The 26,650-nt window shown below is 72.0% G+C and carries 26 protein-coding genes and 1 pseudogene; 11 read left to right on the top strand and 16 right to left on the bottom strand.

From position 1 onward, the window contains the following. Positions 1 to 279: 279 nt before the first annotated feature. Entirely contained in the window at positions 280 to 921 is a 642-nt protein-coding gene (locus tag ABT354_RS25200) for a DNA-3-methyladenine glycosylase (protein ID WP_351497628.1), read from the bottom strand. Between the two features lie 74 nt (positions 922 to 995). Between ABT354_RS25200 and ABT354_RS25195 the strand changes: the two genes are divergently transcribed. The 3 genes from ABT354_RS25195 to ABT354_RS25185 all read left to right on the top strand — a co-directional run bounded on the left by ABT354_RS25195 (position 996) and on the right by ABT354_RS25185 (position 3,180). Further along, complete coding sequence (locus ABT354_RS25195; protein WP_351497626.1) at positions 996 to 1,778, top strand: sporulation protein; 783 nt, start codon at positions 996 to 998, stop codon at positions 1,776 to 1,778. Positions 1,779 to 1,923: 145 nt separating this feature from the next. Continuing rightward, entirely contained in the window at positions 1,924 to 2,460 is a 537-nt protein-coding gene (locus tag ABT354_RS25190) for a YbhB/YbcL family Raf kinase inhibitor-like protein (RefSeq protein WP_351497624.1), read from the top strand. Positions 2,461 to 2,667: 207 nt separating this feature from the next. Then, positions 2,668 to 3,180, top strand: coding sequence for an HNH endonuclease (locus ABT354_RS25185; protein ID WP_351497622.1), 513 nt, complete (start codon positions 2,668 to 2,670; stop codon positions 3,178 to 3,180). Positions 3,181 to 3,248: 68 nt separating this feature from the next. Here the strand turns inward: ABT354_RS25185 and ABT354_RS25180 are convergent, their stop codons facing one another. The 4 genes from ABT354_RS25180 to ABT354_RS25165 form a co-directional block, all read right to left on the bottom strand. Then, complete coding sequence (locus ABT354_RS25180; RefSeq protein WP_351497620.1) at positions 3,249 to 4,025, bottom strand: sulfite exporter TauE/SafE family protein; 777 nt, start codon at positions 4,023 to 4,025, stop codon at positions 3,249 to 3,251. Between the two features lie 128 nt (positions 4,026 to 4,153). Next, positions 4,154 to 5,086: an SPFH domain-containing protein gene (locus ABT354_RS25175; protein WP_351497618.1), complete on the bottom strand. Its 933-nt coding sequence runs from the start codon at positions 5,084 to 5,086 to the stop codon at positions 4,154 to 4,156. A gap of 269 nt (positions 5,087 to 5,355) precedes the next feature. Then, the gene (locus tag ABT354_RS25170; protein WP_351497617.1) at positions 5,356 to 5,784 is read right to left on the bottom strand and encodes an NfeD family protein; all 429 of its coding nucleotides are present in this window, start codon (positions 5,782 to 5,784) and stop codon (positions 5,356 to 5,358) included. Positions 5,785 to 5,852: 68 nt separating this feature from the next. Further along, positions 5,853 to 6,644: an ABC transporter ATP-binding protein gene (locus ABT354_RS25165; RefSeq protein ID WP_351497615.1), complete on the bottom strand. Its 792-nt coding sequence runs from the start codon at positions 6,642 to 6,644 to the stop codon at positions 5,853 to 5,855. Between the two features lie 131 nt (positions 6,645 to 6,775). Between ABT354_RS25165 and ABT354_RS25160 the strand changes: the two genes are divergently transcribed. Continuing rightward, a complete protein-coding gene (locus tag ABT354_RS25160) occupies positions 6,776 to 7,570 on the top strand; it encodes an Rv1486c family protein (RefSeq protein WP_351497613.1) in 795 nt (264 codons plus the stop codon). A gap of 120 nt (positions 7,571 to 7,690) precedes the next feature. Here the strand turns inward: ABT354_RS25160 and ABT354_RS25155 are convergent, their stop codons facing one another. The 3 genes from ABT354_RS25155 to ABT354_RS25145 form a co-directional block, all read right to left on the bottom strand. Further along, a complete protein-coding gene (locus ABT354_RS25155; protein ID WP_351497611.1) occupies positions 7,691 to 7,930 on the bottom strand; it encodes a chaplin in 240 nt (79 codons plus the stop codon). Positions 7,931 to 8,162: 232 nt separating this feature from the next. After that, a complete protein-coding gene (locus tag ABT354_RS25150; protein ID WP_351497609.1) occupies positions 8,163 to 8,807 on the bottom strand; it encodes a response regulator in 645 nt (214 codons plus the stop codon). Continuing rightward, positions 8,800 to 9,945 carry a GAF domain-containing sensor histidine kinase gene (locus ABT354_RS25145; protein WP_351497607.1) on the bottom strand — a complete coding sequence of 382 codons (1,146 nt, stop codon included), beginning with the start codon at positions 9,943 to 9,945 and terminating at the stop codon, positions 8,800 to 8,802. The genes ABT354_RS25150 and ABT354_RS25145 overlap by 8 nt, the downstream gene beginning before the upstream one ends. Before the next feature lie 261 nt (positions 9,946 to 10,206). Here ABT354_RS25145 and ABT354_RS25140 point away from each other — a divergent pair, with 261 nt between their 5' ends. The 3 genes from ABT354_RS25140 (at position 10,207) to ABT354_RS25130 (ending at position 13,135) form a co-directional block, all read left to right on the top strand. After that, positions 10,207 to 10,902, top strand: coding sequence for an SDR family NAD(P)-dependent oxidoreductase (locus ABT354_RS25140; protein WP_351497605.1), 696 nt, complete (start codon positions 10,207 to 10,209; stop codon positions 10,900 to 10,902). 113 nt (positions 10,903 to 11,015) lie between these two features. After that, on the top strand, positions 11,016 to 12,131 hold the full coding sequence (locus ABT354_RS25135) for an S-adenosylmethionine:tRNA ribosyltransferase-isomerase (RefSeq protein ID WP_502983493.1): 1,116 nt from the start codon (positions 11,016 to 11,018) through the stop codon (positions 12,129 to 12,131). Between the two features lie 281 nt (positions 12,132 to 12,412). After that, positions 12,413 to 13,135 carry a transglycosylase SLT domain-containing protein gene (locus tag ABT354_RS25130; protein WP_351497603.1) on the top strand — a complete coding sequence of 241 codons (723 nt, stop codon included), beginning with the start codon at positions 12,413 to 12,415 and terminating at the stop codon, positions 13,133 to 13,135. A gap of 162 nt (positions 13,136 to 13,297) precedes the next feature. Here the strand turns inward: ABT354_RS25130 and ABT354_RS25125 are convergent, their stop codons facing one another. Beyond that, a complete protein-coding gene (locus tag ABT354_RS25125; protein WP_351497601.1) occupies positions 13,298 to 15,859 on the bottom strand; it encodes an ABC transporter ATP-binding protein/permease in 2,562 nt (853 codons plus the stop codon). Positions 15,860 to 16,162: 303 nt separating this feature from the next. Here ABT354_RS25125 and serB point away from each other — a divergent pair, with 303 nt between their 5' ends. Then, complete coding sequence (gene serB / locus ABT354_RS25120) at positions 16,163 to 17,380, top strand: phosphoserine phosphatase SerB (protein WP_351497599.1); 1,218 nt, start codon at positions 16,163 to 16,165, stop codon at positions 17,378 to 17,380. A gap of 111 nt (positions 17,381 to 17,491) precedes the next feature. On the opposite strand, the gene ABT354_RS25115 is transcribed toward serB, so the two are convergent. The 4 genes from ABT354_RS25115 to ABT354_RS25100 form a co-directional block, all read right to left on the bottom strand. Next, the gene (locus ABT354_RS25115; protein ID WP_351497597.1) at positions 17,492 to 18,043 is read right to left on the bottom strand and encodes a SixA phosphatase family protein; all 552 of its coding nucleotides are present in this window, start codon (positions 18,041 to 18,043) and stop codon (positions 17,492 to 17,494) included. 226 nt (positions 18,044 to 18,269) lie between these two features. Continuing rightward, positions 18,270 to 18,473, bottom strand: a complete 204-nt coding sequence (locus ABT354_RS25110) for a hypothetical protein (RefSeq protein ID WP_351497594.1) — start codon at positions 18,471 to 18,473, stop codon at positions 18,270 to 18,272. 299 nt (positions 18,474 to 18,772) lie between these two features. Then, complete coding sequence (locus ABT354_RS25105) at positions 18,773 to 18,892, bottom strand: SGM_5486 family transporter-associated protein (RefSeq protein ID WP_351497592.1); 120 nt, start codon at positions 18,890 to 18,892, stop codon at positions 18,773 to 18,775. Between the two features lie 4 nt (positions 18,893 to 18,896). Then, positions 18,897 to 20,315 carry a CynX/NimT family MFS transporter gene (locus ABT354_RS25100; protein WP_351497590.1) on the bottom strand — a complete coding sequence of 473 codons (1,419 nt, stop codon included), beginning with the start codon at positions 20,313 to 20,315 and terminating at the stop codon, positions 18,897 to 18,899. A gap of 208 nt (positions 20,316 to 20,523) precedes the next feature. Between ABT354_RS25100 and ABT354_RS25095 the strand changes: the two are divergent. After that, positions 20,524 to 21,186 (top strand): annotated as a pseudogene (locus ABT354_RS25095) (FadR/GntR family transcriptional regulator); the annotation flags it as partial. A gap of 82 nt (positions 21,187 to 21,268) precedes the next feature. Here the strand turns inward: ABT354_RS25095 and ABT354_RS25090 are convergent. From ABT354_RS25090 to fabG, 3 genes are all read right to left on the bottom strand, one after another. Next, on the bottom strand, positions 21,269 to 21,625 hold the full coding sequence (locus tag ABT354_RS25090; protein WP_351497586.1) for a hypothetical protein: 357 nt from the start codon (positions 21,623 to 21,625) through the stop codon (positions 21,269 to 21,271). A gap of 271 nt (positions 21,626 to 21,896) precedes the next feature. After that, positions 21,897 to 22,670: an enoyl-ACP reductase FabI gene (gene fabI / locus ABT354_RS25085; protein WP_351497584.1), complete on the bottom strand. Its 774-nt coding sequence runs from the start codon at positions 22,668 to 22,670 to the stop codon at positions 21,897 to 21,899. Between the two features lie 5 nt (positions 22,671 to 22,675). Beyond that, a complete protein-coding gene (gene fabG, locus ABT354_RS25080; protein WP_351497582.1) occupies positions 22,676 to 23,380 on the bottom strand; it encodes a 3-oxoacyl-[acyl-carrier-protein] reductase in 705 nt (234 codons plus the stop codon). Between the two features lie 262 nt (positions 23,381 to 23,642). Here fabG and ABT354_RS25075 point away from each other — a divergent pair, with 262 nt between their 5' ends. Next, a complete protein-coding gene (locus ABT354_RS25075; protein WP_351497580.1) occupies positions 23,643 to 25,166 on the top strand; it encodes a TldD/PmbA family protein in 1,524 nt (507 codons plus the stop codon). Positions 25,167 to 25,212: 46 nt separating this feature from the next. Beyond that, positions 25,213 to 26,607 carry a metallopeptidase TldD-related protein gene (locus ABT354_RS25070; RefSeq protein WP_351497579.1) on the top strand — a complete coding sequence of 465 codons (1,395 nt, stop codon included), beginning with the start codon at positions 25,213 to 25,215 and terminating at the stop codon, positions 26,605 to 26,607. The last annotated feature ends 43 nt before the right edge of the window (positions 26,608 to 26,650 follow it).

Below are 26,650 nucleotides of genomic sequence, written 5' to 3'. Positions count from 1 at the left end.
TTTGCCTTTCGGCTGCTCCGACTTTATCAGATCCTTTCGGGCCTGATTCCCGGTCGAAATCGGGTTGTCTTTCCGGCTGTTGGGCCGTTCCGACGCTCAAACTCTAGCTGATTTCCCAGGAGGCTCATAATCGAGTTCCCACGGGCTGAATTCCGGCACGCCGAAATCACACCCGATTGGGTTGTGTCATTCAGTAGAGGATGGCCGCTTTGGGGGATGCTGAACAGCAGGGCCCGGCTCAAGCGGCTCGGGCTACGTTAGGCGTCCGGCGGGGCCGAGTCAAGTTGCCCGGCGGCGCGGCGCGTGGGGGCGGTAGGGGCTCACTGTCGGGTCCCCGTCGATCCAGAAGCGCCAGGGCTGATGGGCCCCCGCTCCCCCCACTCCCGTACGGGGTCCGTTCCTCACCTGGTCAGCCCGGGGCGCGGGGCCCGGCACCAGAGAAAGGGGAGCGGGCGCTCCGGCGCAGAGGTCGGTGCCGTTGAGCGACCGGTCGACATCGAGGGCGGTGGCGAGACGGGCCGGGCCTTTGGCGAGTTCCTTGTCGTACCGGGCCGAGAGTCGCCGCTTCCGTGCCGACTCGGCGCCCACCAGGATCTCGCCCGCGCGGAGCAGGACCCCGCTCGCCTCCCCCTCGGGGCCGCAGACCGCGTTCAGGCAGTGCCACATCCCATAGGTGAAGTAGACATAGGCATGTCCCGGGGGACCGAACATCACCTCGTTCCGGGGTGTCCGGCCCCGGTAGGCGTGGGAGCCGGGGTCCCGCTCGCCCGCGTAGGCCTCCACCTCCGTGATCCTCAGTTCGACGGGGCCGTCGGCCGTCCGGCGTATCAGGACCTGACCGAGCAGGGCGGGTGCGACCTCCAGCACGGGTCGGGCGAAGAACTCCCGGGGCAGCGTCGTACGGTCGGGGGGAACGGTCATGGCGCTTGAGAGTACCGGGGAACCCCGGACCGCCCTGTCGCGTTTTTACAGTGCAGGACTAGCTAGGAGTGGACATGGCCTTCAAGAAGCTGCTCGCGAGCCTGGGCGCCGGTGGCGCCTCGGTCGAGACGGTGCTGACCGAGGAGAATGTGGTCCCGGGAGGTGTCGTCCAGGGCGAGGTACGCGTCCAGGGCGGCTCGGTGGACCAGAAGATCGAGGGGCTGTCCGTCGGCCTCCAGGCCCGGGTCGAGGTGGAGAGCGGCGACCAGGAGGTCAAGCAGGACATCGTCTTCACCAAGCAGCAGCTCTCCGGGGCGTTCGAGGTGAAGGCCGGGGAGGCGCGGGTGGTGCCCTTCGGTCTGGAGATCCCGTGGGAGACGCCGGTCACCAGCATCGCCGGCCAGCGGCTGCGCGGTATGGACATCGGGGTGAGCACGGAGCTGGCCATCGCGCGGGCGGTGGACTCGGGCGACCTCGACCCGATCACGGTCCACCCGCTGCCGTCGCAGCAGGCGATCCTCGACGCCTTCGGCCGGCTGGGCTTCCGCTTCAAGAACGCGGACATGGAGCGCGGCCACATCCGGGGCACCCGCCAGCAGCTCCCGTTCTACCAGGAGATCGAGTTCTACCCGCCGTCGCAGTACCGCGGGCTGAACCAGGTGGAGCTGACCTTTGTCGCGGACGCCCAGGAGATGGACGTCATCCTGGAGATGGACAAGCGGGGCGGGCTCTTCGCCGAGGGCAGCGACTCGTACAAGGCGTTCACCGTGCGGCACCAGGAGTTCGGGTCGACGGACTGGGCGGCCTATCTCAACGAGTGGCTCGCCGATGTCGGCGGCCGGCGCAACTGGCTGTAGGGCGCGGCCGGCGGGATCCGGCAGGATCTAGCGAGCCCAGCAAGATCCATAAGAGACGACCTAAGGTCATGCCCACCGGGCCCCGCGGCTGGTGTCGCGGGGCCCGGTGGGCAAGGACTGGCCAGCGAACCGGAGGTTTCGACACGTGACCGAGCTGAAGAGGGCGCCCCTCCCCCATGACTTCCACCCGGAGGTCCCGTCGTTCACGGTGGTGAGCGAGGAGATCGCACCCGGGTCGGTGCTGGGTGACGCCCAGGTCCACGCCGCGGGGAACACCTCGCCGCAGCTGCGCTGGGAAGGCTTCCCCGAGGGGACCAAAAGCTTCGCGGTGACCTGCTTCGACCCGGACGCCCCGACGGGCAGCGGCTTCTGGCACTGGGTGCTCTTCGACATCCCGGCCTCCGTCACCGAGTTGCCGGCCGGTGCGGGCACGGGTGCCTTCCCGGGGCTGCCCGAGGGCGCCGTGCACGCCCGTAACGACTACGGTTCCCGGGACTTCGGCGGTGCCGCCCCGCCCGCCGGGGAGCGTCACCGCTATGTGTTCACGGTGTACGCCGTGGACAGTGAGAAGCTCGGCCCGGACGCGGACGCGTCCCCTGCGGTGGTCGGCTTCAACCTCCGCTTCCACACCCTCGGCCGGGCGTCGTTGATCGCCGAGTACGAGGAGCCCGCGGGGGGTTGAGGGGGAGGCGGCCCGCGTACCGCCCGTTCGTGATGTGTTTGCCCTGCTGTGGTCCTGGAGAGATCAGAGCAGGGCATTTTTTCTTTTGGTGGGCCTGTTGCGGGGTCCATGAGCGGGGCGGATATTGCGTTGTCCATCGCGTCGTGCCCGGCCAGAGTGTGATCCAGGCCCGCCTGGGGCGGGGACGGCTGACGGAGGTGGGCGGTCATGCGGGACACGCTGGTGCTGAACGCGAGCTTCGAACCCTTGTCGACGGTGTCGCTGCGCCGCGCCGTGGTGCTGGTGCTCCAGGACAAGGCCGTGGTGGAGCAGGCCCACCCCGGGCTCCGTGTGCGGGCCGCCGCCGTCGATCTTCCCGTACCGCAGGTGATCCGGTTGTGCCGGTATGTGCGGGTGCCGTTCCGAAGACAGGCGCCGTGGTCGAGGCGGGGTGTGCTGGCCCGGGACCGGCACCGGTGCGCGTACTGCGGGCGGCGCGCGACGACGGTGGACCATGTGATGCCCCGCTCCCGGGGCGGGGAGGACTCCTGGCTGAACACGGTGGCCTCCTGCGCGGAGGACAACCACCGCAAGGCGGACCGTACGCCGGAGCAGGCGGGGATGCCGCTGCTGCATCAGCCGTTCGTGCCGTCCCCGGCCGACGCGATGCTGCTGGGGATGCGTTCCGGGGAGCGGTCGGCGCTGCCCGCGTGGCTGTTCGCCGACCGGCCGGCGGCCTGACCGGTCCCCTGCTGTCGAGCCCGTCGCCGCCTCCGGGCGGGGGCGGGCTCCGCCCTGTGCGGGGACGGTCAGCCGAAGCGGCGCAGCAGGAGTTGGACGATGGCGACGACGCCGACGGCGACGATCAGTCCGCGCAGGGCGTTCGGGGAGAGTCTGCGGCCGTAGGTGGCGCCTATCTGGCCGCCGATGGCGGAGCCGACGGCGATCAGGACGACCGCGGTCCAGTCGAGTTCGGCGACGAAGACGAAGAAGAGGGCGGCGATGCTGTTGACGACGGCGGCGAGGACGTTCTTGACGGCGTTGATCCGTTGCAGGGTGTCGTCGAGGAGCATGCCCATGAGGGCGACATAGAGGATGCCCTGGGCCGCGGTGAAGTAGCCGCCGTAGACGCTGGCGAGCAGCAGGCCGGTGATGAGGAGGGGGCCGCCGTCGGGGTGGGCGGTGGTGCCCTTGATCTCGCGGCGGCGCTGGACGGCGCGGGAGATCCGGGGCTGGACGATCACCAGGACGAGGGCGAGGCCGACGAGGACCGGGACGACGGTCTCGAAGGCGGTGGGCGGGAGGGTGAGCAGCAGGGTGGCGCCGCTGAGGCCGCCGATGGCGGCGACGAGGGAGAGCCGGAGGACGCGGCGGCGCTGTCCGGCGAGTTCGGCGCGGTAGCCGATGGCGCCGCTGATGGAGCCGGAGACCAGTCCCAGGGCGTTGGAGACGGTGGCGGTGACCGGGGAGAGGCCGGTGGCCAGGAGCACCGGGAAGGTGATCAGGGTGCCGGAGCCGACGATGGTGTTGATGGTGCCGGCGCTGATGCCCGCGGCGAAGACGGCGAGCATCTCCCAGATGGTCACGGTGGGGGGCCTCTCTGATCGGTGCTGATCGCATCGATCATGCCTGAAGGCCGGGGCCCCTGGTACGGGGCCCCGGCCTTCGGTGGCGTGGTGGCTCTCGGGTGGTCCCCCGGGAGGGGCGGGGGGGCTCAGGTGAGCGGGGGCTCCTCGCGCCGCGAGGGGGACTTGGTGTCAAAGCCGGGCATGCCGCCGCTGAGGTTGCCGAAGGCTCCGGAGAGGCCCTTGAGGGCGTCGCCGATCTCGCTGGGCACGATCCAGAGCTTGTTGGCGTCGCCTTCGGCGATCTTGGGGAGCATCTGGAGGTACTGGTAGGAGAGGAGCTTCTGGTCGGGGTCGCCGGCGTGGATGGACTCGAAGACGGTCCGGATGGCCTGGGCCTCGCCCTCGGCACGGAGGGCGGCGGCCTTGGCCTCGCCCTCGGCACGGAGGATCTGGGACTGCTTCTCGCCCTCTGCGGTGAGGATCGCGGCCTGGCGGGTTCCCTCGGCGGTGAGGATCGCGGCGCGCTTGTCGCGGTCGGCGCGCATCTGCTTCTCCATCGAGTCCTGGATGGAGGTGGGCGGCTCGATGGCCTTCAGCTCGACGCGGTTGACGCGGATGCCCCACTTGCCGGTGGCCTCGTCGAGGACGCCGCGGAGGGCCGCGTTGATCTCCTCGCGGGAGGTGAGGGTCCGCTCCAGGTCCATGCCGCCGATGATGTTGCGGAGGGTGGTGACGGTGAGCTGCTCGATCGCCTGGATGTAGCTGGCGACCTCGTAGGTGGCGGCCCGTGCGTCGGTGACCTGGTAGTAGATGACGGTGTCGATATTGACCACCAGGTTGTCCTGGGTGATCACCGGCTGGGGCGGGAACGGGACGACCTGTTCCCGGAGGTCGATGCGGTTGCGGATGGAGTCGATGAACGGGACGACGATGTTGAGTCCCGCGTTCAGGGTGCGGGTGTAGCGCCCGAAGCGTTCGACGATGGCGGCGCTGGCCTGCGGAATGACCTGAACCGTTTTGATCAGGGCGATGAAGACCAGCACCACCAGAATGATCAGGACGATGATGATCGGTTGCATCGCGTTCCCTGTGCCCTTCGCTGCCGGATGGTTCTGACGGCCGGGTGGCCCGGGGGGCCTGGGCCTCCCGGATGTGCCCGGTGGTGTTCTGGGATCCCGTGGAGCCGGGGGATCCGGTGGGTCTCATGAATCCGATGGGTCCGGTCCGATGAGTCCGATGATCGAGTTTCCCAGACCGGAGGCGTCCGTGGGGGTGGTTTCCGAGGGTCGGACCGGGGATCGGCCGGGGGCCGGCTCCCGGATGGGCCCGGGGTGGGCCCCGGGTGGGGTCACATGACGACCGCGGTGGCGCCGTCGATCTCCACGACGTCGACCTGCTGGCCCTCTTCGAAGGTCATCTCGCTGTCGAGGGTCCGGGCGGACCAGATCTCCCCGGCGAGCTTGATCCGGCCGCCGTTGGCGTGGACCCGCTCCACGACGATCGCCTGACGGCCTTTCAGAGCGTCGACTCCGCTGCTGAACCGGGGTGCGCCGGTGCGGTGGCGATTGGCTATCGGCCGGACGACGGCGATGAGGGCCACGGAGACGACGGCGAAGACGAGCACCTGGGCGACGACTCCCCCGCCGAGCGCCGCCACGACGGCGCCCGCGACCGCTCCGGCGGAGAACATCCCGAACTCGGGCATCGCGGTGAGGACCAGCGGAATGCCCAGGCCGACCGCGCCGATCAGCCACCAGACCCATGCGTCGATTTCCACATGGTCATGGTAGGTCGGTCGGGCGGGCAGGGACAGGGGGCCGGAGCGGCCGGACGCGCGGTTCCGGGTCAGCCGAGCGGGAGGCCCTGCGCGGTCCAGCGGTCGCCCGCGTGCTCCACGACCAGCGGCAGGCCGAAGCAGCGGGAGAGGTTACGGGAGGTCAGCTCCATCTCCACGGGTCCGGCGGCCAGGACCTTGCCCTGGCGGATCATCAGGACATGGGTGAAGCCGGGCGGGATCTCCTCGACATGGTGGGTGACCATGATCATGGAGGGGGCGATGGGGTCGCGGGCCAGCCGGCCGAGGCGGCGCACCAGGTCCTCGCGGCCCCCGAGGTCGAGTCCGGCGGCGGGCTCGTCCAGCAGGAGCAGCTCGGGGTCGGTCATCATGGCGCGGGCGATGAGGGTCCGCTTGCGCTCGCCCTCGGAGAGGGTGCCGAACCTGCGGTCCAGGTAATCGGTCATGCCGAGCCGGTCGAGGAAGGCGCGGGCGCGCTCCTCGTCGACGGTGTCGTAGTTCTCGTGCCAGGTGGCGGTCATGCCGTAGGCGGCGGTGAGGACGGTCTGGAGGACGGTCTGGCTGCGGGGCAGCTTCTCCACCATCGCGATGCCCGCCACGCCGATGCGCGGGCGCAGTTCGAAGACGTCCACGGCGCCGAGCCGCTCGCCCAGGATGCGGACCGTGCCGGTGCTGGGGAAGAGATAGCTGGAGGCGAGGTTGAGCAGGGTGGTCTTGCCGGCGCCGTTGGGGCCGAGGATGACCCAGCGCTCCCCCTCCTTGACCGACCAGGAGACGTCGTCCACCAGAGCGCGTCCGTCGCGGACCACGGATACGTCCACCAGCTCCAGTACATCGCTCATGAGCGCGTTGTCTCCCCATGCAATCGTCTTGAGGTGTGCGGGGCGGATTCCTCTTGGGCACGGCCCCCAGGGAAAACCTACGCCACTGGCGGGGTCGTCCTGTCCAGGGGCCCGATCCTTACAGTGGGGCCATGCTTTCGGAACCACGATCAGGACGGTTGGCGGCGTGGGGCAATGCCCTGCTGGCCGGGCTTGTCTCTCCCGATGACGCGGTGCACGCGATCGTCGGCGGGGACGCGGTGCACCGGGTGTCGGGGCTGCCGGGCGAGGCGGGCCCGGTGGGGCTCACGCTGGCGCTGGGGCGGCTGCGGGGACTCGGGGTGAACGGCTGGCGGGTGGCGTTGCCCGCGCCGGGGCATCCGCTGGGGCTGAGCGGCCCGCCGGATTTCAACGCGCGGGCGCTGGAGGCGGGGGAGGCGGTCGTCGGCCATGGTGCCCCGTACGGTCTGGTCCCGGAGGTGACCGAGGCGGGCGCGGGGCCGGGCGCGGAGGACCGCCATGTGGAGGTGGTCTGGCGCTGTCTGCCGGTGCGCGAGGCTCCGCCCGCGGATGTGCCGTCGCTGGGCGAGGCGGAGCGGGAGCTGGCGGAGGCGCTGCGGGAGGCGACGGAGGTGCTGACGCGGCTGGATGTGGCGGCGTCGGGGCCGGTGGCCGAGGCGGCGGTGGACGCCTACCGGGCCCGTGCCGAGCGGGGGCGCGAGGTGCTGGCGCCGGGGTATCCGCCCCGGGCGGCCCGGGTGCTGGAGCTGGCGGGGCGGGTGGGGCTGCTGGTCTCGGTGGCGTACGAGAACGGGCACGGGGGTGCGGTGAGCGCGGGCGAGATGGCGGCGCGGGCACAGGCGCTGCGGCCGGTGGAGCGGGTGGCGCGGCGGGCGAGTGTGGCGGCGTACAACGCCTATGTGGAGGAGCTGGAGCGCGGGGTGTAGCGCGGGCCGGGTGAGGCCGGGCCGGTGCGCAAGCGGCGGCCCGGCCTCACCGGGGGGTCATCAGCGATTGTCAGCGCTGGTCAGTGCTCGTCAGCGCTTGACAGTGCTTGACAGTGCTTGTTAGAGATTCGCGGCCTCGTTGCCGAAGACGGGGTTCAGCACGCCGATGACATTGACGCTGTTGCCCGACACGTTCACCGGGACGTGGATCGGGGCCTGCACGAGATTGCCGGAGGCGACGCCGGGGGAGCCGGCGGCGACTCCATGGGCGCCCGTGCTGGCGGACGCGACCCCGGCCCCGGCGGCCATCAGGCTGCCGGTGATCATGGTGAGGGCGGCGGCCTTCTTCAGGTTCTTCACTTCGTCAATCCTCCTGGACTTCCGCCGCGGCGATCTCGCCGCGGCACGCCCTGGAGAACGTCACCCGGGACGGAAGGATGCGCCGTCCGGGTGACATACACCCGACAGTATGAATCTCGTATCGAACGGGAACCGGATCAAAGGACGGCGATCCCCGGCTCCCCGCCGGGAGGGACCCGGGAGGGACCCGGGAAGGACCCCGGGAGGGGCCCGGGGAGGGCCCCGTACCCGCTCAGCCGGCGAGGCCGTTGCGGACCGCCCAGAGGGCGGCCTGGGTGCGGTCCGCGAGATCCAGTTTCATCAGGATGTTCGATACATGGGTCTTGACCGTCTTCTCCGACAGCACCAGCGCACGGGCGATCTCGCGGTTGGAACGGCCGTCGGCGATCAGCCCCAGCACCTCCCGCTCCCGCTCGGTGAGGGTGCCGCCGCGCCCGGTGCCCGGGGTCTGCTCCTCCTGGGCCAGCAGCGCCCCGGCGACCTCGGGCTGGAGCAGGACATGCCCCGCGTGGACGGAGCGAATGGCCCCGGCGAGCGCCTCGGGGTCGATGTCCTTGTACACATAGCCGGACGCCCCGGCGCGCAGGGCGGGGATCACCGTGCGCTGCTCCGTGAAGCTGGTGACGATCAGCACCCGGGCGGGGTTGTTCAGCGCGCGCAGCCGGCGCAGGGCCTCGATGCCGTCGGTGCCGGGCATCTTCACATCCATCAGGACGACATCGGGCCCCAGCTCCTCGGCGCGGGCGACCCCCTCGGCGCCGTCCCCGGCCTCGCCGACGACCTCGATGTCGTCCTGGATCTCCAGGAAGGTGCGCAGGCCTCGGCGGACCACCTGGTGGTCGTCGACGAGCAGGACTCTGATCCGGGTGTCACCCACCGGGGACCTCCATTTCGATCGTGGTGCCCGCACCGGGGCTGGAGTGGACTTCGAGCCGGCCGCCGACGCCGCCCGCCCGGTCGCGCATGGAGACCAGGCCCAGATGGCGGCCGGCCCGGCGGACGGTCCGGGGTTCGAAGCCCCGGCCGTTGTCGGTGACCCGCAGGACCGCGCCCTGGGCCCGGCGGACGAGGGTGACATAGACCCGGTCGCCGCCGGAGTGGCGCAGGGCGTTGTGCAGGGCCTCCTGGGCGACCCTCAGCAGGGCCTCCTCCTGGGCGGCGGGCAGGGCCTTGATGCCCTGGGCCTCGAAGCCGACCCGGGCGCTGTGGGCGCGGTCGAGGACCTGGATCTGGGTACGGAGGGTGTTGACCAGGCCGTCCTCGTCGAGGGCGGCGGGGCGCAGCTCGACCACGGCGGCGCGCAGCTCCTCGGTGGCCTCGGCGGCGAGCGCGGCGACCTGCTGGAGTTCGCCCTTGGCGCGGCCGGGGTCGCGGTCGACGAGGGCGGCGGCGGCCTGGGCGGTGAGCCGGAGGGAGAACAGTTTCTGGCTGACGGCGTCGTGCAGCTCGTGGGCGAGGCGGGAGCGTTCCTCGGCGATGGTCAGCTCGCGGCTGCGTTCGTAGAGCCGGGCGTTGGTGAGGGCTATCGCGGCGTGCTGGGCGAGGATCGAGAGGAGTTCCTCGTCCTCCTCGGTGAATCCGCAGCCGCCCTCGGGCCGGGCGCAGCGCTTGTTGGCGAGGAAGAGGGCGCCGAGGGTCTCGTCGCCGTCCTTGATCGGCAGTCCGAGGAAGTCGGACATATCGGGGTGGGCGGTGGGCCAGCCCTCGAAGCGGGGGTCCTCGCGGACGTCGGCGAGCCGCTCGGTCCTGGCGTCCTTGAGCATGGCGGCGAGGATGCCGTGCTGGCGGGGCAGGGGTCCGATGGCCTTCCACTGGGCGTCGCTGACGCCGTCGACCACGAACTGGGCGAAGCCGCCGTGGTCGTCGGGGACGCCGAGGGCCGCGTACTCCGCGTCCAGCAGTTCCCGGGCGGAGACGACGATCGTCTTGAGGACGTCCCGTACCTGGAGCTGCCGGCTCATGGCGAGGAGTGCGGTGCTCACGGCGGCCAGCCCTGAGCTGGGTGGATGGCTCATACAGCCACGGTACCGGCGGGGTGCGGGGGTCCGTATCGGCCGTGGGGCGCGGTGGGGAGGGCCCCGGGTCCTAGGTCGAAGTGCCCCGGGCGGATGGGGCCCGCGGCGGACGCGGGGGCCGGTGGGGCGTTTCTACGGTGGGGAGGTGTCAGTGGTCGGCTGTGGCGCCCGTGGCTGTCGATGAGGTCGATGGCTCCCTGGGATGCCCCGGCCGACCGGATGACCGGATTGCTGGATTGCTGGGACGGAAGGTACGGAGACATGCCGGTTGCGGTGATCACGGGTGGTTCCAAGGGGCTGGGGCGCGCTCTGGCGTCGGCCCTCGCCGAGCGGGGCTGGGACCTGGTGCTGAACGCGCGGACCGGGGAGGTGCTGGAGCGGGCCGCCGCCTTTGTGGGGGTGCACGGGACGCGGGTGGTGGCGATCCCCGGGGATGTGAACGACGCGGACCACCGGCGGGCGCTGGTGGCCGCCGCGCGGCGGCTCGGCGGGCTCGATCTGCTGGTGAGCAATGCGAGCGTGCTGGGGGCGGAGCCGCTGGTGCGGCTGGACGTACAGCCGCTGGCGGGGCTGCGGCAGGCGCTGGAGACCAATGTGGTGGCGGCGCTGGGTCTGGTGCAGGAGGCGTTGCCGCTGCTGCGGGAGGCGTCCGCCGGGACGGTGATCGCGATCAGTTCGGACGCGGCGGCGGAGGCGTACGAGACCTGGGGTGGTTACGGGGCGTCGAAGGCGGCGCTGGACCAGCTGGCGGCGGTGCTGGCGGTGGAGGAGCCGGGGCTGCGGGTCTGGGCGGTGGACCCCGGTGACATGGACACGGATCTGCATGAGGCGGCCGTGCCGGCCGAGGGCGCGGAGCGGCCGGCGCCGGAGTCGGTCGTCCCCGGCTTTCTGCGGCTGCTCGACGAGCGCCCGGCGAGCGGGCGGTACGCGGCGCCCGCGCTGCTGGAGACCGTCTAGCTGCTGGAGACCGTCTGGCCGGAGAGCCGGTGGACCGTTTCGGCGCCGCCGGGGTCCGGCAGCCCGTGCGGGCCCCTCGGGGGACCGCGGCGAGGGAGAGGTGGGTACGGGTCATGGCACGGGAACAAGGGACACCGGTGTCGCCGGAGTCGCCGGTGTCACCAGTGCCTCCGGTGACGGTACGGGTCCCCGCGGAGCTGGCGGCGCGGGTGCCCGCGGAGGTGCGGGGAGCCGGGCGGGACGACGTACGGCTGCTGGTGTCGTCCGGGGAGCGGGTGGCCCACCATGCCTTCCGGGAGCTGCCGGGGCTGCTGCGGGCCGGGGACGTGCTGGTGGTGAACACCTCCCCGACGCTGGCGGCGGCGGTGCCCGGCCGGGTCGGCGCCGAGGCGGTGGTGGTCCACTTCTCGACGGCGGGCGACGACGGACGGTGGGCGGTCGAGCTGCGCTCCCCCGACGGGCGGGGCACCACCCGGCCCCGGCCCGGCGGACCGGCGGGGACCGTGGTCCGGCTGCCCGGCGGCGGACAGCTGGTGCTGGACGCCCCGCTGGCGCCGGGCGCCGACCGGCTGTGGTGGTCCTGGGTCTCGGTCCCCGTACCGGGGCTGCTGCGGCGCTGCGGGCGGCCGATCCGGTACGGCTACACCGAGGGGGACCAGCCGCTCTCCGCCTATCAGACGGTGTTCGCGCTCCCCTCCCCCGACGGGACGGGATCGGCGGAGATGCCGAGCGCGGCCCGGCCCTTCACCGCGGGGCTGATCGCGGCGCTGGTGAGCCGGGGGGTGCAGATCGCCCCGCTGACCCTGCATACGGGGGTGGCGTCGGCGGAGGCGCACGAGCCTCCGTACCCGGAGCGCTTCGCGGTGCCGGAGGCGACGGCCTGGCTGGTGAACGCGGCACGGGCGGGCGGGGGCCGGATCGTGGCGGTCGGGACGACGGCGGTACGGGCGCTGGAGTCGGCGACGGGGGCGGACGGGGTGGTGCGGGCGGCCTCGGGGTGGACGGAGCTGGTGGTCACCGCGGCGCGGGGGGTACGGGCCGTGGACGGGCTGCTGACCGGTCTGCACGAGCCGGAGGCGTCCCATCTGCTGATGCTGGAGGCCGTCGCCGGGAGGGCCGCCGTGGGCCGTGCGTACGACGCCGCGGTGCGCGGGCTGTACCTCTGGCACGAGTTCGGCGACGTCCACCTCATCCTTCCGGATGACTCTCGCTACCCATTGAATTGCTGAAGCAACTCACAGCAATATCGAGGGGGGTCCCATGTGACGCCGCGCATAGGACCCACATCACTTACGAACGTGCTTAGTGGATACATAAGAACTCTGTGAGCGGGCAAGGAGGCGCGCCGAGGCCATCCGTCCGGCTCCCTGATCCACTATCCGGCTTCGTACGTCACACCTTTGCCAGGGCATTTTGCGGGCGCTAAGAATTGCCCAGTCGCCGCCCGCCGATGGTGCGCAGCGCCGCTCCCGGCCTGATGCGACTTCCCGAAGCAAAGAGGTACGTCTGTATGTCCGCGTCCAGCATTCGCAGCACCCGCATGACCAAGGCCCGCCGGGCCTCGATCGCCGGTATCGCCGCCGCCGGCGCCGCAGCAGTCGCGCTCACCCTGGTGCCCACCGACGGTGGCACCGACACCAAGGCCGTGGCCGAGGTCGCCCCGGTCGCCCTGCAGAACTCCGCCGGCAAGCCCGCGCTGCTCCAGCTGGACAGCCAGAAGACCGCGATCGAGACCCAGGTCGAGAAGGCGGCGAAGGCGGACGCGAAGGCCAAGGCCGACGCCAAGGCCAAGCTCGACGCCGCGGTGAAGAAGGCCGCCGCCGAGCGGACCGCCGCCGACGCCCCGGCCAGCCGGTCCGTCGCCGCGCGCACCGTCGCCGCCGCCCCGGCCGCGCCCGCCGCCGTCGTCTACCCGAACAACCTCGACGGCTGGATCCGCGAGGCGATGTCCATCATGAAGAAGAACGGCATCCCGGGCAGCTACGACGGACTGCACCGCAACATCATGCGGGAGTCCAGCGGTAACCCGATGGCCATCAACAACTGGGACATCAACGCCGTCAACGGCACCCCGTCGAAGGGTCTGCTCCAGGTCATCCAGCCGACCTTCAACGCGTACCACGTCGCGGGCACGCCGTTCGACCTGTACCACCCGGTCGCCAACATCGTGGCCGCGGCCAACTACGCCGCCGACCGCTACGGCTCGATCGACAACGTCTTCGGCGCCTACTGAGCCGGCCGGTCCCACGGAGCGGCAGCGGCCGACGGGAGCAGGCCGCGGACACGCTGACGGAAAAAGGGCGGTTCCCCCGGATCACCGGGGGAACCGCCCTTTCCGTATGCCCGGGACCCGTGCGCCGGGACCCGTAGGCCGGTGGGCCCGTGGGCGCGCGGGTCAGCCGCGCATCACCTCGGGCTCATGGCGGCGCAGCAGCCGGGCGACGGCGACCCCGCAGACCGCGCCGAGCAGCAGCAGCACGGTGACATTGAGGCCCCACTGGCCCGCCGTGTGCTCCCAGAGGGGGTCGAGGTCGCCGGGGCGGTCCTGGTCCCAGGGGGGCATCAGCCGTCCCAGGTCGAGGGTGGTGCCCGCGCCCGCGATGGCCCAGCGGGAGGGCATCAGCCAGGCGAGCTGCTCCAGCCCGGGTGACCCGTACACCTTGAAGAGGACCCCGGTGAAGACCACCTGGACGATCGCGAACATCACCAGCAGGGGCATGGTCTTCTCGGCGGTCCGCACCAGCGACGAGATCACCAGGCCGACCATCATGGAGGTGAGCCCGAGGGCGATGAGCACCACGCACATCTCCAGCGCGGGCGGCATCAGCAGGCCCTCGGCGGGCAGCTCGCGCGGGAGGAAGCCGATGGTGCAGAGGATGACGCCCTGCACGGCGGTGATGGCCCCGAGGACGATCACTTTGGACATCAGATAGGCGGAGCGGGAGAGCCCGGTGGCCCGTTCCCGTTCGTAGATGACCCGTTCCTTGATCAGTTCCCGTACGGAGTTGGCGGCGCCGGAGAAGCACATACCGACGGCGAGGATGAGCAGGATCGTCCCGGCGTCCCCGTTGAAGGCGGACTGCCCGTCGTCGGGGGCGGTGAGTCCGTACTCGGCCGGGACGACCACGCTGACCAGGCCGAGGACGGCGGGCAGGATCAGCATCAGGGCGAGGAAGCCCCGGTCGGAGACGATGACGGAGACATAGCGGCTCATCAGCGTCCACAGCTGCGCTCCCCAGCTCTGGGGCGCCGGCGGGCGGACCCGCCGGTCGGGGGCGAGCGGGGCGGGCTGGGCGTCGACGGCGTCGATGTCCGCCGCGTACATCTGGTAGTGCTGGGATCCGTGCCAGCGGCCGGCCCAGTCGTACTCCCGGTAGTTCTCGAAGGCGGAGAACACATCGGCCCAGGTGGTGTAGCCGAAGAAGTTCAGCGCCTCCTCGGGGGGACCGAAGTAGGCGACCGTGCCGCCGGGGGCCATGACCAGCAGTTTGTCGCAGAGTTGCAGCTCGGCGACGGAGTGGGTGACGACCAGGACGGTACGGCCGTCGTCGGCGAGCGAGCGCAGCAGCTGCATCACATCGCGGTCCATGCCCGGGTCGAGGCCGGAGGTGGGCTCGTCCAGGAAGATCAGCGAGGGCTTGGTGAGCAGTTCCAGGGCGACGGAGACCCGCTTGCGCTGGCCGCCGGAGAGCGCGGAGACCTTGGTGTTCTGGTGGTGGTCGAGTTTCAGCTCGCGCAGCACCTCGCCGATCCGGGCCTCGCGCTCGTCCTCCCCGGTGTCGCCGGGGAAGCGGAGCTTGGCCGCGTAGCGCAGGGCGGCCCTGACGGTCAGCTCCTTGTGGAGGATGTCGTCCTGCGGGACCAGCCCGATGCGCTGGCGCAACTCGGCGAACTGCCGGTAGAGGCTGCGGCTGTCGTAGAGGACATCGCCCCGGTCGGCGGGGCGGTAGCCGGTGAGCGCCTTGAGCAGGGTGGACTTGCCGGAACCGGAGGGTCCGATGACCCCGACGAGGGACTTCTCGGGGACGCCGAAGGAGACATCGCGCAGGATCTGTCGGCCGCCGTCGACGGTGACGGTGAGATGGCGGGCGGAGAAGGTGACCTCTCCGGTGTCGATGAACTCCTCCAGCCGGTCGCCGACGATCCGGAAGGTGGAGTGGCCGACGCCGACGATGTCGCCGGGGCCGATGACGGCGGTGCCGGAGCGGGGGATCGGCTGGCCGTTGACATAGGTGCCGTTGTGGGAGCCGAGGTCGCGGATCCGGAACCGGCCGTCGGGGGTGGCGGTGCATTCGGCGTGCCGCCGGGAGACCTGGAGGTCGGAGACGACCAGCTCGTTCTCCAGGGCGCGGCCGATGTGCATCACCCGGCCGAGGGCGAGCCGGTGGAAGGTGGTGGGGCCGCGCTCCGCCTGGCGGGCGGGGGCCGCGCCGCCCTGGTGGGGGACGCCCGGTTCGGCGGCGGCGCCGGGGGTGTCCCAGCCCTGGGGGCCGGGGTGGGACGGATAGGGCTGATGGGCGGGGTACGGCGGCGCCTGGGACGGCTGGGGCGGCTGGGGCGGGTATCCGGCGGGGGACGGCTCCCCGGCCGGGCCTGCCGGCGGGACCGGCGGATACGGGGATGCCGCGCCGCCACCGCCGGGCCGGCCGCCCCCGGGGCCGGAGAGGTTCAGCCGGGGGCCGTCGTTGGCGTTGCCCAGATGGACGGCCGAGCCGGGGCCGATCTCCATCCGGTGGATCCGCTCTCCCCCGGCGTAGGTGCCATTGGTGCTGCCGTGGTCCTCGATCACCCAGCCCCGGCCGTCCCAGCCGATGGTGGCGTGCCGCCACGAGACCCGGGCGTCGTCGAGGACCATGTCCCCCTGCGGATCCCGTCCCAGCGTGTACGACCTGGACGGATCCAGGGTCCAGATGCTGCCGTTCAATTCCAGTACGAGTTCCCGCACTCCATGCCCCACTAGTTGCTCCCCCGGGAGACCCCGGTTACAGGAGTCTAGGGATGGTGAACATCGGGAGGAACTATTTCAGGCTCGGTGACCTGGCAGGTAACCGGGCCGTCGCGCGCTGGTCACCGGGCGGAAACAGGTCGCCACGGCTGGACGCGGGGTATTCGGGGGCACCGCTCCCCCGGCCCCGGGATCCGGGGTTTACGCAGGTCGGAGCGGGTGGTGGCGGAAGCCCGCCGGTCGCCTTCGCTCAGGTGTCCGCCTGTCGGGACGGTGCGTCTCGCCGTAACATTCGCCGGTTACGGTGGAGAGACCATGAGCGCTTCGCAGAACTCCGACGTCCGTACCCTTCTCGTCAAGATCTTCGGGAAGGACCGTCCCGGGATCACCGCCGGGCTCTTCGACACACTCGCCGCCTACTCGGTCGATGTCATCGACATCGAACAGGTTGTCTCCCGGGGGCGCCTGGTCCTGTGCGCCCTGGTCACCGCGCCGACCGGGGCCGGGGCCGTCGAGGGCGAGCTGCGCGCCACCGTGCACGGGTGGGCCGAGTCCCTCAAGCTCCAGGCCGAGATCATCTCCGGCACCGGCGACAACCGTCCCCGGGGCAGCGGCCGTTCCCATGTCACGGTGCTCGGGCATCCGCTGACGGCGGAGGCGACCTCGGCGATAACGGCCCGGATCACCTCACTGGGCGGCAATATCGACCGGATCTTCCGGTTGGCCAAGTATCCGGTGACGGCCGTGGAGTTCGCGGTCTCGGGTGCGGAGACGGAGGCGCTGCGCACGGCGCTGGCCACCGCGTCCGCCGAGGTCGGGGTGGATGTGGCGGTGGTCTCCGCCGGTCTGCACCGCCGGGCGCAGCGCCTGGTGGTGATGGATGTGGACTCGACCCTCATCCAGGACGAGGTCATCGAGCTGTTCGCGGCGCACGCGGGGTGCGAGGCGGAGGTCGCGCGGATCACGGCCTCGGCGATGCGCGGCGAGCTGGACTTCGAGCAGTCCCTGCACGCCCGGGTGGCGCTGCTGGCGGGGCTGGACGCCTCGGTGGTGGACAAGGTCCGTGCCGAGGTGCGGATGACGCCGGGGGCGCGGACCCTGATCCGTACGCTCAAGCGGCTCGGTTTCCAGGTGGGGGTGGTCTCGGGCGGCTTCACCCAGGTCACCGATGATCTCCAGGAGCGGCTGGGGCTGGACTTCGCCTCGGCGAACACGCTGGAGATAGTCGACGGCAAGCTGACCGGACGGGTGGTCGGGGAGATCGTGGACCGGGCGGGCAAGGCGCGGCTGCTGCGCCGGTTCGCCGCGGAGGCCGGGGTTCCGCTGGCACAGACGGTGGCGATCGGTGATGGCGCCAACGATCTGGACATGCTGAACGCGGCGGGGCTCGGGGTCGCGTTCAACGCCAAGCCGGTGGTGCGCGAGGCGGCGCACACGGCGGTGAACGTTCCCTTCCTGGACACGGTGCTCTATCTGCTGGGCATCACCCGGGAAGAGGTGGAGGCCGCGGACGGCGCCGACGCCGAGCACTGAGCCTTCCGGGCGGCGGAGAGCCGGACGGACGGCGGGAGCCCCGGGCGCATCGCGCGCGCCGGGGCTCCGTCGTCTCCGGGCATCCTCCGTGCCCGCTGCCTGCCGTACGGGTCAGTCGTGCGGGGTCCAGTAGCCGGTGAGCCGGCAGGCGCCGTGCTCGACGGACTTCCAGGAGCCGCTGAACTCGACGACGGCGAAGGCGGAGGTGGGGAAGCCGCCGCGGTTCATCCGGGGGAGCAGATCGCCCTCGGCCTCGCCCGCCAGGGCGTCGGCGATGGCGTGCATCCCGGGGTTGTGCCCGATGACCAGGAGCTGGCGCACCTCGTCGGGGGTCTCGTTGAGCAGGGCGATGATCTCCCCGAGGGAGGCCTCGTAGAGCCGCTCCTCATAGACCGTACGGGGGCGCTCGGGCAGCTCGTGCACGGCCAGCTTCCACGTCTCACGGGTGCGGGTGGCGGTGGAGCAGAGGGCCAGATCGAAGGCGAATCCCGAGCGGGCGAGCATACGGCCCGCCACCGGGGCGTCCTTGCGGCCCCGCTCGGCGAGCGGGCGCTCATGATCGGACGAATCGGACCAGTCGGCCTTCGCGTGACGAAGGAGAACGATCCTGCGGGCGTGGGAAGGTCCGGGGGCAGCCCCTCCGGACGGCGTGGCGACGCTCATGTCCCCCAGCTTCGCATGAAACGCGCCAGTGGGCTCGGGGTGTTGACGGCCTTCCCCACCTGCGGCGGTGGCGGCCGGACGGCGGACCGCGGACGGGCGGCGGCGGACGCGGGGAGGGGCCGGGCGGGAGCGGGCGGGGCGGCCATGGGTGCCGTACGGGGCCGGGGAGCCCCCCGGTACAGACGGGGACGGATGGGTACGGACGGGGGCCGACGGGTCCGACGGGTCATCGGGTCAGCAGTGCGTGGAGATACTCGACCACGAACCGGACGGCGGACCCCTCCGGCGAGGTCCCCGCCCGGGCGGGCTCGGCGAGCAGTCCCAGCAGGCAGGCGAAGGCCACCACCGGCAACGCCAGGGACCACCAGGGCAGGCGGGCCATGCCGCCGCCGACGGCGGCGGAGGTCGTCGGGGTCTTCGGGGCCGGCATGGTCGCCTCCGTCAGCGGTGGTCCGTGGGCGGGCGCTCACTGCGGGAAACGCTACGGACCGCGGCGGCCGGGGCCCATCCGGTGAACCACCCACCCGACCCTGAACCTGACCCCCTAGGGGACAGGGGTGCCAGCACCACCATCGGGCGGAACGGCCCCGCCCGGAGAGCGCTTTTCGGCCAGACCCGGCCTGCGGCGGGGTGCGGCGCCGACCAGCGGGCCGGGCCCCGGGGCCGGGCCCGGGATCAGCCGGGCACGCGGGTCGGCGGACGGAGGGATCGGGACGGATCGGGACGGGGTCAGGAGGGCGCGGCGAACGTCGCGATGATTCCGACGACGACGAAGAAGCCGAGCATGAGGCCGAAGATCATCAGGAGCTTCTTCTGGCCGTTCTGGGGATGCGGGTCGAGCACGGGCATGGCCTCAGTGTCGCATCCCGGTCTCGTCCTCGATCGTCCGGTCCCGCCCCGCGAGGACACCGCAGACCATCTGGGGGACGAGCAGCCCGGCCATGAGCGCGATCGGCAGCCCCCAGCCGCCGCTGTGCTCGTACAGCACCCCCACGAGCAGCGGCCCGGGGATGGCGAGCAGATAGCCGGTGGACTGGGCGAAGGCGGAGAGCCGCACCACCCCGGGGCCGCTGCGCGCCCGCATGCCGATCATCGTGAGGGCGAGCGGGAAGGCGCAGTTGGAGACGCCGAGGAGCAGCGCCCAGGCCCAGGCCCCGGCCTCGGGGGCGGTGTACAGGCCCGCGTAGCCGGTGAGTCCGGCGAGGCCGAGTACGACGACGATCGGGCCCTGGTGGCGCAGCCGGGCGGCGAGCCGGGGGATGACGAAGGCGAGCGGCACACCCATGGCCATGGTGACGGCGAGCAGCACTCCGGCGGTGGCGGCGGGGACCCCGGCGTCCCGGAAGATCTGCGGCATCCAGCCCATGGTGATGTAGGCGCCGGTGGCCTGGAGGCCGAAGAAGCAGGCGAGCGCCCATGCGGTGGGGCTGCGGAGCACCCGGGGGGCGGGTTCCCCGGCACGCCGGGCGGCGCCTCCCGGGACGGCGTTTCCTCCCGGGACGGCGGGAGCGGCCCCCGGGGCAGCGGTGCCTCCCGGGGTGGCGGGGACGGCCGGGGCGGCGGTGTTCCGGGCGCGGTACCGGAGCAGCGCCAGCCAGGGCAGGACGGCGACCGCGGCGAGGCCCGCCCAGACGCCGAGGCCGAGCCGCCAGTCGCCGCCGAGGGCCCCGGTGAGCGGCACCGTGACGGCGGCGGCCAGGGCGGTGCCCAGCGCCAGGGCCATGGAGTAGAGGCCGGTCATCGGGCCGAGCCGGTCGGGGAAGTACTGCTTGACGATCACGGGCATCAGCACATTGCCGACGGCGATGCCCATGAGGGCGACGGTGCTGGCGGCGAGGAAGGCCGCGGTGCCGCCGGCGAGGGGGCGCAGCGCCAGTCCGGCGGTGATGGCGACCAGCCCGCCGGTGACGACGGCGACGGGCCCGAAGCGGCGGGCGAGCCGGGGTGTGGCGAGCCCGAGGACGGCGAAGCACAGGGGCGGTACGGAGGTGAGCAGCCCGGCGGTGGCGCCGCTCATCTGGAGGGCCTCGCGGGCTTCCTCCAGCAGGGCGCCGAGGCTGGTGATGGCGGGGCGGAGGTTGAGCGCGGCGAGGACGATGCCGACCGTGACGAGGCGGAGGGTCCAGACGGCCCGGGAGGCCCCGGGAGAGCGCTCGGAGCGGCCCGCGGGGGCCTGGGCGGAGGTCCCCGCGGCGGGGGCGGGGGTCCCGGTGGCCGGGCCGGTGCGCGCGGGGTCCGGTGCGCGGGTCCCGGACCGTATATCGGAAGGCATGGGACCCATCATAGAATCATTGGATGATTGATGCGGACGGAGCGGGACCCCGGCACCCGAACCCCGGAGCGTCCCGGGTACGGCCCCCGTGCGGCCCCGGTGCAGCCGCGCCCCACGCCCTCCGGGGAGAATCCGTTGACCCACCGATCACGACTCACCGCACCGGGCCCCTGGCGCACACCCCCATGGCCCTGGAGACAGGAGTGCGATGCCGCTGACCTCCCCCCGGCGCTCCGGGCTCACCGATCAGGTGATCGCCCAGCTCCGGAACCAGATCACCTCGGGCGCCTGGCCCGTCGGATCGCGTATCCCCACCGAGCCGGAGCTGGTCGCCCAGCTCGGGGTCGCCCGGAACACCGTCCGGGAGGCCGTCCGCGCCCTCGCCCACAACGGGCTCCTCGACATCCGCCAGGGCTCCGGCACCTATGTGCTGGCCACCAGCGAACTGGCCGGGGTGATGCACCGGCGGTTCGCCGGAGCCGGCCCCCGGCATGTGGCCGAGGTCCGCTCCACCCTGGAGTCCACCGCCGCCCGGCTGGCCGCCGAGCGGCGCACCGAGGCGGATCTGCGCCAGCTCGACGCGCTGCTGGCCCGCCGCGAGGAGGCCTGGGCCTCGGGCGACGCGGAGCGCTTTGTCTCCGCCGACCTCACCTTCCATCTGGCGGTGGTGGCGGCGTCGCACAACGAGGTCCTGGTCGAGCTGTACGCGGACCTCGGCGATCTGCTGCGGCAGTGGCTCCGCGACGATGTGGGCGACCGGCTGGGCCCCGAGCACCATATGGACCATGCCCGGCTGGTGGCGGCGATCCGGGCGGGCGACGGGGAGACGGCGGCCGGGGAGGCGGCCGGATATCCCTTCGCCTGCCCCCGGAGCGGCCCGGAAGCGGACCCCCCGCCGCAGGAACAGCAACAGCCACAGGAGCAGGAACAGGAACAGGAGCAGGTGGAACGGATCACTCCGCCGGCCCCGTCCGGGACCCCTCCGTCACCGGGTGGTGGCTGACCCAGACCGCGCGGATCTCCTTCCAGCAGCGGTCGGTGAGGGTGACCCGCCCGGCCGGCAGGATCTCGGCCGCCGCTCCGTCGGTGTCGATGTCCCACCATCGCTCGCACTCGATGTGCAGCCGCACCCGGTCGATCACGGGGTAGGGATTGAGACAGTGGGCGGTGGCCCGGGAGCCCTCGACCTCCGTCCAGCAGTCCGCCCGGTACTCCGGGGGCGCGGGTTCCTGGGAGAGGGCCTGTGGCGCTCCCCACCACAGCACCGTCGCCACCGCCAGCGCCGGGGCCGATCGCCGGATCATCACCATGAGCAGGGACCTCCTCGGCCGTACTGCGGCGGGCGAGCGCCGCGGCTGCACCACAAGGGGGATAGCCCCTCCAGCCTGGCCCCGGCGGCGCCCCGGCGCCCGCCCGGGACGGCCGAACGGGCGACGGCCCCGTGGTGCGCCCCGTGGTGCGGGCGCGGCGCGGGCCGAAACGGACGACGCCCCGCCCCCGGGACCCATGGTCATGGTCCGGGGGCGGGGCGTCGGGTCGCCGGTCGCCGGCGCTGTCCCTGCGGGACGGATACCGGAAGGCTCAGGCACCCATCATGTGGACGCCGCCGTCCACATGCACGATCTCGCCGGTCGTCCTCGGGAAGAAGTCGGAGAGCAGTCCGACGACGCTGCGGCCCGTGGGCTCCGGGTCGGTCAGGTCCCAGCCGATCGGGGCCCGGTGGTTCCAGACATCCGCCAGCTCCTCGAAGCCGGGGATCGACTTGGCCGCCATCGACTTCAGCGGTCCCGCCGAGATCAGGTTGCAGCGGATGCCGTGCGGACCGAGGTCACGGGCGAGATAGCGGTTGGTGGACTCCAGGGCCGCCTTGGCCACGCCCATCCAGTTGTACTTCGGCCAGGCGAACTGGGCGTCGAAGGTCATACCGACGATCGAGCCGCCGCGCTCCTCCATCAGCGGCAGACACGCCATGGCCAGCGACTTGTAGGAGTACGCGGAGACCTGGACCGCGGTGGAGACGTCGTCCCACTCCGCCTCCAGGAAGTTGAACACGCCCTGCGGGCCGAAGGCGATCGAGTGCACGATGCCGTCGAGCCCGGTGGCGTCGGTGGAGTGCTCCCGGATCCGGTCCGCGAGCGTGTCCAGGTGCTCCTGGTTGGTGACATCCAGCTCGATGACGGGCGCGGGCTTCGGCAGCCGCTTGGAGATGCGCTCCACCAGGGAGAGCCGGCCGAAGCCGGTGAGGATGACCTCGGCGCCCTCCTCCTGTGCCACCTTGGCGGCGTGGAAGGCGATGGACGCGTCGGTGAGAACGCCCGTGACCAGAATGCGCTTGCCGGCGAGGATTCCGCTCATATCGATCAGTGACCCATGCCCAATCCGCCGTCAACGGGAATGACGGCTCCAGTGATGTACGAGGCGTCGTCGGAGGCGAGGAAGCGCACGGTGGCGGCGATCTCCTCCGGCTGCGCATAGCGGCCGAGCGGCACCTGGGAAACGATTCCGGCGCGCTGCTCGTCGCTGAGCACCTTGGTCATATCGGTGTCGACAAAACCGGGCGCGACGACATTGAACGTGATGTTCCGTGAGCCGAGTTCCCGCGCGAGCGACCGGGCGAAGCCCACCAGGCCCGCCTTGGAGGCCGCGTAATTGGCCTGGCCCGCCGAGCCCAGCAGCCCGACAACGGAGGAGATCAGCACCACGCGGCCCTTCTTGGCGCGCAGCATCCCGCGGTTGGCCCGCTTGACGACGCGGAAGGTGCCGGTGAGATTGGTGTCCAGGACGGAGACGAAGTCCTCCTCGGACATCCGCATCAGCAACTGGTCCCGGGTGACACCGGCATTGGCGACCAGCACCTCGACGGGGCCGTGGCTCTCCTCGATCTCCTTGTACGCCTGCTCCACCTGTTCGGTGTCGGTGATGTCGCACCGCACGGCGAGAAAGCCCTCGGGGGGCTCACCGGAGCGGTAGGTGATGGCGACCTTGTCGCCGGCATCGGCGAACGCGCGGGCGATGGCGAGGCCGATGCCCCGGTTTCCTCCGGTGACGAGAACCGAGCGGCTCAACGGATCACCCTTTCGATAGCAATGGTGGTACTACCGAAACTAGCGGTCGCGCCGGGCTCCGGGGGAATCGGGCACTGACAGCAGCGTCCGCGCGTCACTGTCGGATCCCTACAGAAAGCGGGGTCATAGCGGTGAGGTGGCCGAAGAGGCGCCCACCGCGGGCTCCCGGCGGCGGCACAGCCACCGGGCGGACGGCCCCGTACCCGCCCGCGCATGATTCACTGCGGGTCTGTAGTCGCGCCGGCCAGAAGGGGAGGGCCTTGTGCCCCATGACATCGATCAGACTTTCCTCGCGCTGCCGCTGCGCGCTCTCGCCGACGCCGCGCTCGCCCGCGCCCGGGCGCTCGGCGCCGAGCACGCGGATTTCCGGTTCGAGCGGGTGCGCAGCGCGTCCTGGCGGCTGAGGGACGCCAAGCCCGCCGGCTCGTCGGACACCACCGACCTGGGATACGCGGTCCGTGTGGTGCACGGCGGCGCCTGGGGGTTCGCCTCCGGTGTCGATCTGAGCATGGACGCCGCCGCCCGGGTGGCGGGCCAGGCGGTGGCCATGGCGAAGCTGTCCGCGAAGGTGATCGCGGCGGCCGGTTCCGATGAGCGGGTGGAGCTGGCGGACGAGCCGGTGCACGCGGAGCGGACCTGGGTCTCCTCGTACGAGGTGAATCCTTTCGACGTGGCCGACGAGGAGAAGACCGCGCTGCTGGCCGAGTGGAGCGCGGGGCTGCTGGCGGCGGACGGCGTGGCGCACGCGGACGCCTCGCTGCTGACCGTTCAGGAGAACAAGTTCTACGCGGACACCGCGGGCACCGTCACCACCCAGCAGCGGGTACGGCTGCATCCGCAGCTCACGGCGGTCGCGGTGGACGAGACCACCGGTGAGTTCGACTCGATGCGCACCCTGGCCCCGCCGGTGGGCCGGGGCTGGGAGTATCTGACCGGCACCGGCTGGGACTGGGCGGGCGAGCTGGAGCGGCTCCCGGGGCTGCTGGCGGAGAAGATGCGGGCGCCGAGTGTGGAGGCGGGCCGGTACGACCTGGTCGTGGATCCGTCGAACCTCTGGCTCACCATCCATGAGTCGATCGGTCACGCCACCGAGCTGGACCGGGCGCTGGGCTATGAGGCGGCGTACGCGGGCACCTCCTTCGCCACCTTCGACCAGCTGGGGAAGTTGGAGTACGGCTCCTCGGTGATGAATGTGACCGGGGACCGCACCGCCGAGCACGGGCTCGCCACCGTCGGCTACGACGACGAGGGTGTCCAGGCGCAGTCCTGGGACCTGGTACGGAACGGACGGCTGGTGGGCTACCAGCTCGACCGGCGGATCGCCCGGCTGACGGGTCTGGGCCGGTCCAACGGGTGCGCGTTCGCGGACTCCCCCGCGCATGTGCCGGTGCAGCGGATGGCCAATGTGTCGCTCCAGCCGGCGCCCGGGGGGCTGTCGACGGAGGATCTGATCGGCGGGGTGGAGCGCGGGATCTATGTGGTCGGGGACCGTTCCTGGTCCATCGACATGCAGCGGTACAACTTCCAGTTCACCGGGCAGCGGTTCTTCCGGATCGAGAACGGGCGGCTCGCGGGCCAGCTGCGGGATGTCGCGTACCAGGCGACGACGACGGAGTTCTGGGGCTCGATGGAGCAGGTCGGCGGCCCGCAGACCTATGTCCTGGGCGGCGCGTTCAACTGCGGCAAGGCCCAGCCGGGCCAGGTCGCCGCGGTCTCGCACGGCTGTCCGTCCGCCCTGTTCCGGGGCGTGAACATCCTCAACACGACGCAGGAGGCGGGTCGATGAGCGGGCACTTCCCGGGCCGGCACAGCACCACTCAGGAGGCCGGTCGATGAGCCGCAGCACCGTGAAGCCCCATGAGATCGTCGAGCGCGCGCTCGGCCTCTCCCGGGCGGACGGGTGTGTCGTCATCGCCGACGAGCACTCCTCCGCCAATCTGCGCTGGGCGGGGAACGCCCTGACCACGAACGGGGTGACCCGGGGCCGTACCCTCACCGTCGTCGCGACCGTGGACGGCGCCGAGGGCACCGCGTCCGGTGTGGTCTCCCGTTCCGGGGTGACCCCCGGGGAGCTGGAGTCGCTGGTACGGGCAGCAGAGGACGCGGCCCGCACCTCGGGCCCCGCGGAGGACGCCCAGCCGCTGGTGACCGGGGGCGCCGCCGACCCGGGGTTCACCGAGGACCCGGCGGAGACCTCGTCGTCGGTGTTCGCGGAGTTCGCGCCCGCGCTGGGCGAGGCGTTCGCCCGGGCCCGTACCGGGGGGCGGGAGCTGTACGGCTTCGCCAACCATGAGATGACCTCCACCTATCTCGGCACCTCGACGGGGCTGCGGCTCCGCCACGACCAGCCGAACGGGACGCTGGAGCTGAACGCCAAGTCGCCGGATCTCTCGCGGTCGGCGTGGGCGGGGCGCTCCACCCGGGACTTCCGCGATGTGGACCCCGGAGTACTCGACGCCGAGCTGGCCCAGCGGCTGACCTGGGCGAAGCGACAGGTCGAGCTGGCGGCGGGCCGGTACGAGACGGTGCTGCCGCCGACCGCCGTGGCCGATCTGCTGATCTATCTGCTCTGGTCGTCGGCGGCCCGGGACGCGGCGGAGGGCCGTACGGTCTTCTCCCGCCCCGGCGGCGGCACCCGGATCGGCGAGACCCTCTCACCGCTGCCGCTGACCCTCCGCAGCGACCCGCACGCGCCCGGTCTGGAGTCCGCGCCCTTTGTGATCGCGCACTCCTCCGGCGACGACGCCTCCGTCTTCGACAACGGTCTGCCGCTGACGGCGACGGAGTGGATCCGGGGCGGCCGCCTGGAGCATCTGGTGGCCACCCGGCACAGTGCGGCGCTGACCGGGCTGCCGGTGGCGCCGGGGGCGGGCAATCTGATCCTGGACGCCGGCGGCGAGCGCTCGCTGGAGGAGATGGTGGCGGCCACCGGGCACGGGCTGCTGCTGACCTGCCTCTGGTACATCCGGGAGGTGGACCCGGCGACCCTGCTGCTGACCGGGCTGACCAGGGACGGCGTCTATCTGGTGGAGAACGGCGAGGTGACGGGCGCGGTGAACAACTTCCGCTTCAACGAGTCACCGGTGGATCTGCTCTCCCGGGCCACGGAGGCGGGCCGGACCGAGAAGACCCTGCCGCGCGAGTGGGGCGACTGGTTCACCCGGGCCGCGATGCCCGCACTGCGGGTCCCCGATTTCAATATGAGCTCCGTCAGCCAGGGCGTATAACCTCGGGGGTGGGTCCCTCCGCGCACGGCGCCCCGCGCGGGGC

This window comes from Streptomyces sp. NPDC000594 (genome assembly GCF_040299965.1).
Classification (GTDB): Bacteria; Actinomycetota; Actinomycetes; order Streptomycetales; family Streptomycetaceae; genus Streptomyces.
This window is presented reverse-complemented; position numbering and strand designations above follow the sequence as displayed.

What these genes read in the sequence shown, in the direction of transcription:
- ABT354_RS25140 (WP_351497605.1), top strand. Translation starts at nt 10,207, where the DNA reads ATGCCGGTTGCGGTGATCACGGGTGGTTCCAAGGGGCTGGGGCGCGCT.
- ABT354_RS25110 (WP_351497594.1), bottom strand. Translation starts at nt 18,473, where the DNA reads ATGCCGGCCCCGAAGACCCCGACGACCTCCGCCGCCGTCGGCGGCGGC.
- ABT354_RS25165 (WP_351497615.1), bottom strand. Translation starts at nt 6,644, where the DNA reads ATGAGCGATGTACTGGAGCTGGTGGACGTATCCGTGGTCCGCGACGGA.
- serB (WP_351497599.1), top strand. Translation starts at nt 16,163, where the DNA reads ATGAGCGCTTCGCAGAACTCCGACGTCCGTACCCTTCTCGTCAAGATC.
- ABT354_RS25185 (WP_351497622.1), top strand. Translation starts at nt 2,668, where the DNA reads ATGCGGGACACGCTGGTGCTGAACGCGAGCTTCGAACCCTTGTCGACG.
- ABT354_RS25105 (WP_351497592.1), bottom strand. Translation starts at nt 18,892, where the DNA reads ATGCCCGTGCTCGACCCGCATCCCCAGAACGGCCAGAAGAAGCTCCTG.
- ABT354_RS25115 (WP_351497597.1), bottom strand. Translation starts at nt 18,043, where the DNA reads ATGAGCGTCGCCACGCCGTCCGGAGGGGCTGCCCCCGGACCTTCCCAC.
- ABT354_RS25175 (WP_351497618.1), bottom strand. Translation starts at nt 5,086, where the DNA reads ATGCAACCGATCATCATCGTCCTGATCATTCTGGTGGTGCTGGTCTTC.
- ABT354_RS25135 (WP_502983493.1), top strand. Translation starts at nt 11,016, where the DNA reads ATGGCACGGGAACAAGGGACACCGGTGTCGCCGGAGTCGCCGGTGTCA.
- ABT354_RS25130 (WP_351497603.1), top strand. Translation starts at nt 12,413, where the DNA reads ATGTCCGCGTCCAGCATTCGCAGCACCCGCATGACCAAGGCCCGCCGG.
- ABT354_RS25160 (WP_351497613.1), top strand. Translation starts at nt 6,776, where the DNA reads ATGCTTTCGGAACCACGATCAGGACGGTTGGCGGCGTGGGGCAATGCC.
- ABT354_RS25100 (WP_351497590.1), bottom strand. Translation starts at nt 20,315, where the DNA reads ATGCCTTCCGATATACGGTCCGGGACCCGCGCACCGGACCCCGCGCGC.
- ABT354_RS25200 (WP_351497628.1), bottom strand. Translation starts at nt 921, where the DNA reads ATGACCGTTCCCCCCGACCGTACGACGCTGCCCCGGGAGTTCTTCGCC.
- ABT354_RS25195 (WP_351497626.1), top strand. Translation starts at nt 996, where the DNA reads ATGGCCTTCAAGAAGCTGCTCGCGAGCCTGGGCGCCGGTGGCGCCTCG.
- ABT354_RS25145 (WP_351497607.1), bottom strand. Translation starts at nt 9,945, where the DNA reads ATGAGCCATCCACCCAGCTCAGGGCTGGCCGCCGTGAGCACCGCACTC.
- fabI (WP_351497584.1), bottom strand. Translation starts at nt 22,670, where the DNA reads ATGAGCGGAATCCTCGCCGGCAAGCGCATTCTGGTCACGGGCGTTCTC.
- ABT354_RS25090 (WP_351497586.1), bottom strand. Translation starts at nt 21,625, where the DNA reads ATGGTGATGATCCGGCGATCGGCCCCGGCGCTGGCGGTGGCGACGGTG.
- ABT354_RS25070 (WP_351497579.1), top strand. Translation starts at nt 25,213, where the DNA reads ATGAGCCGCAGCACCGTGAAGCCCCATGAGATCGTCGAGCGCGCGCTC.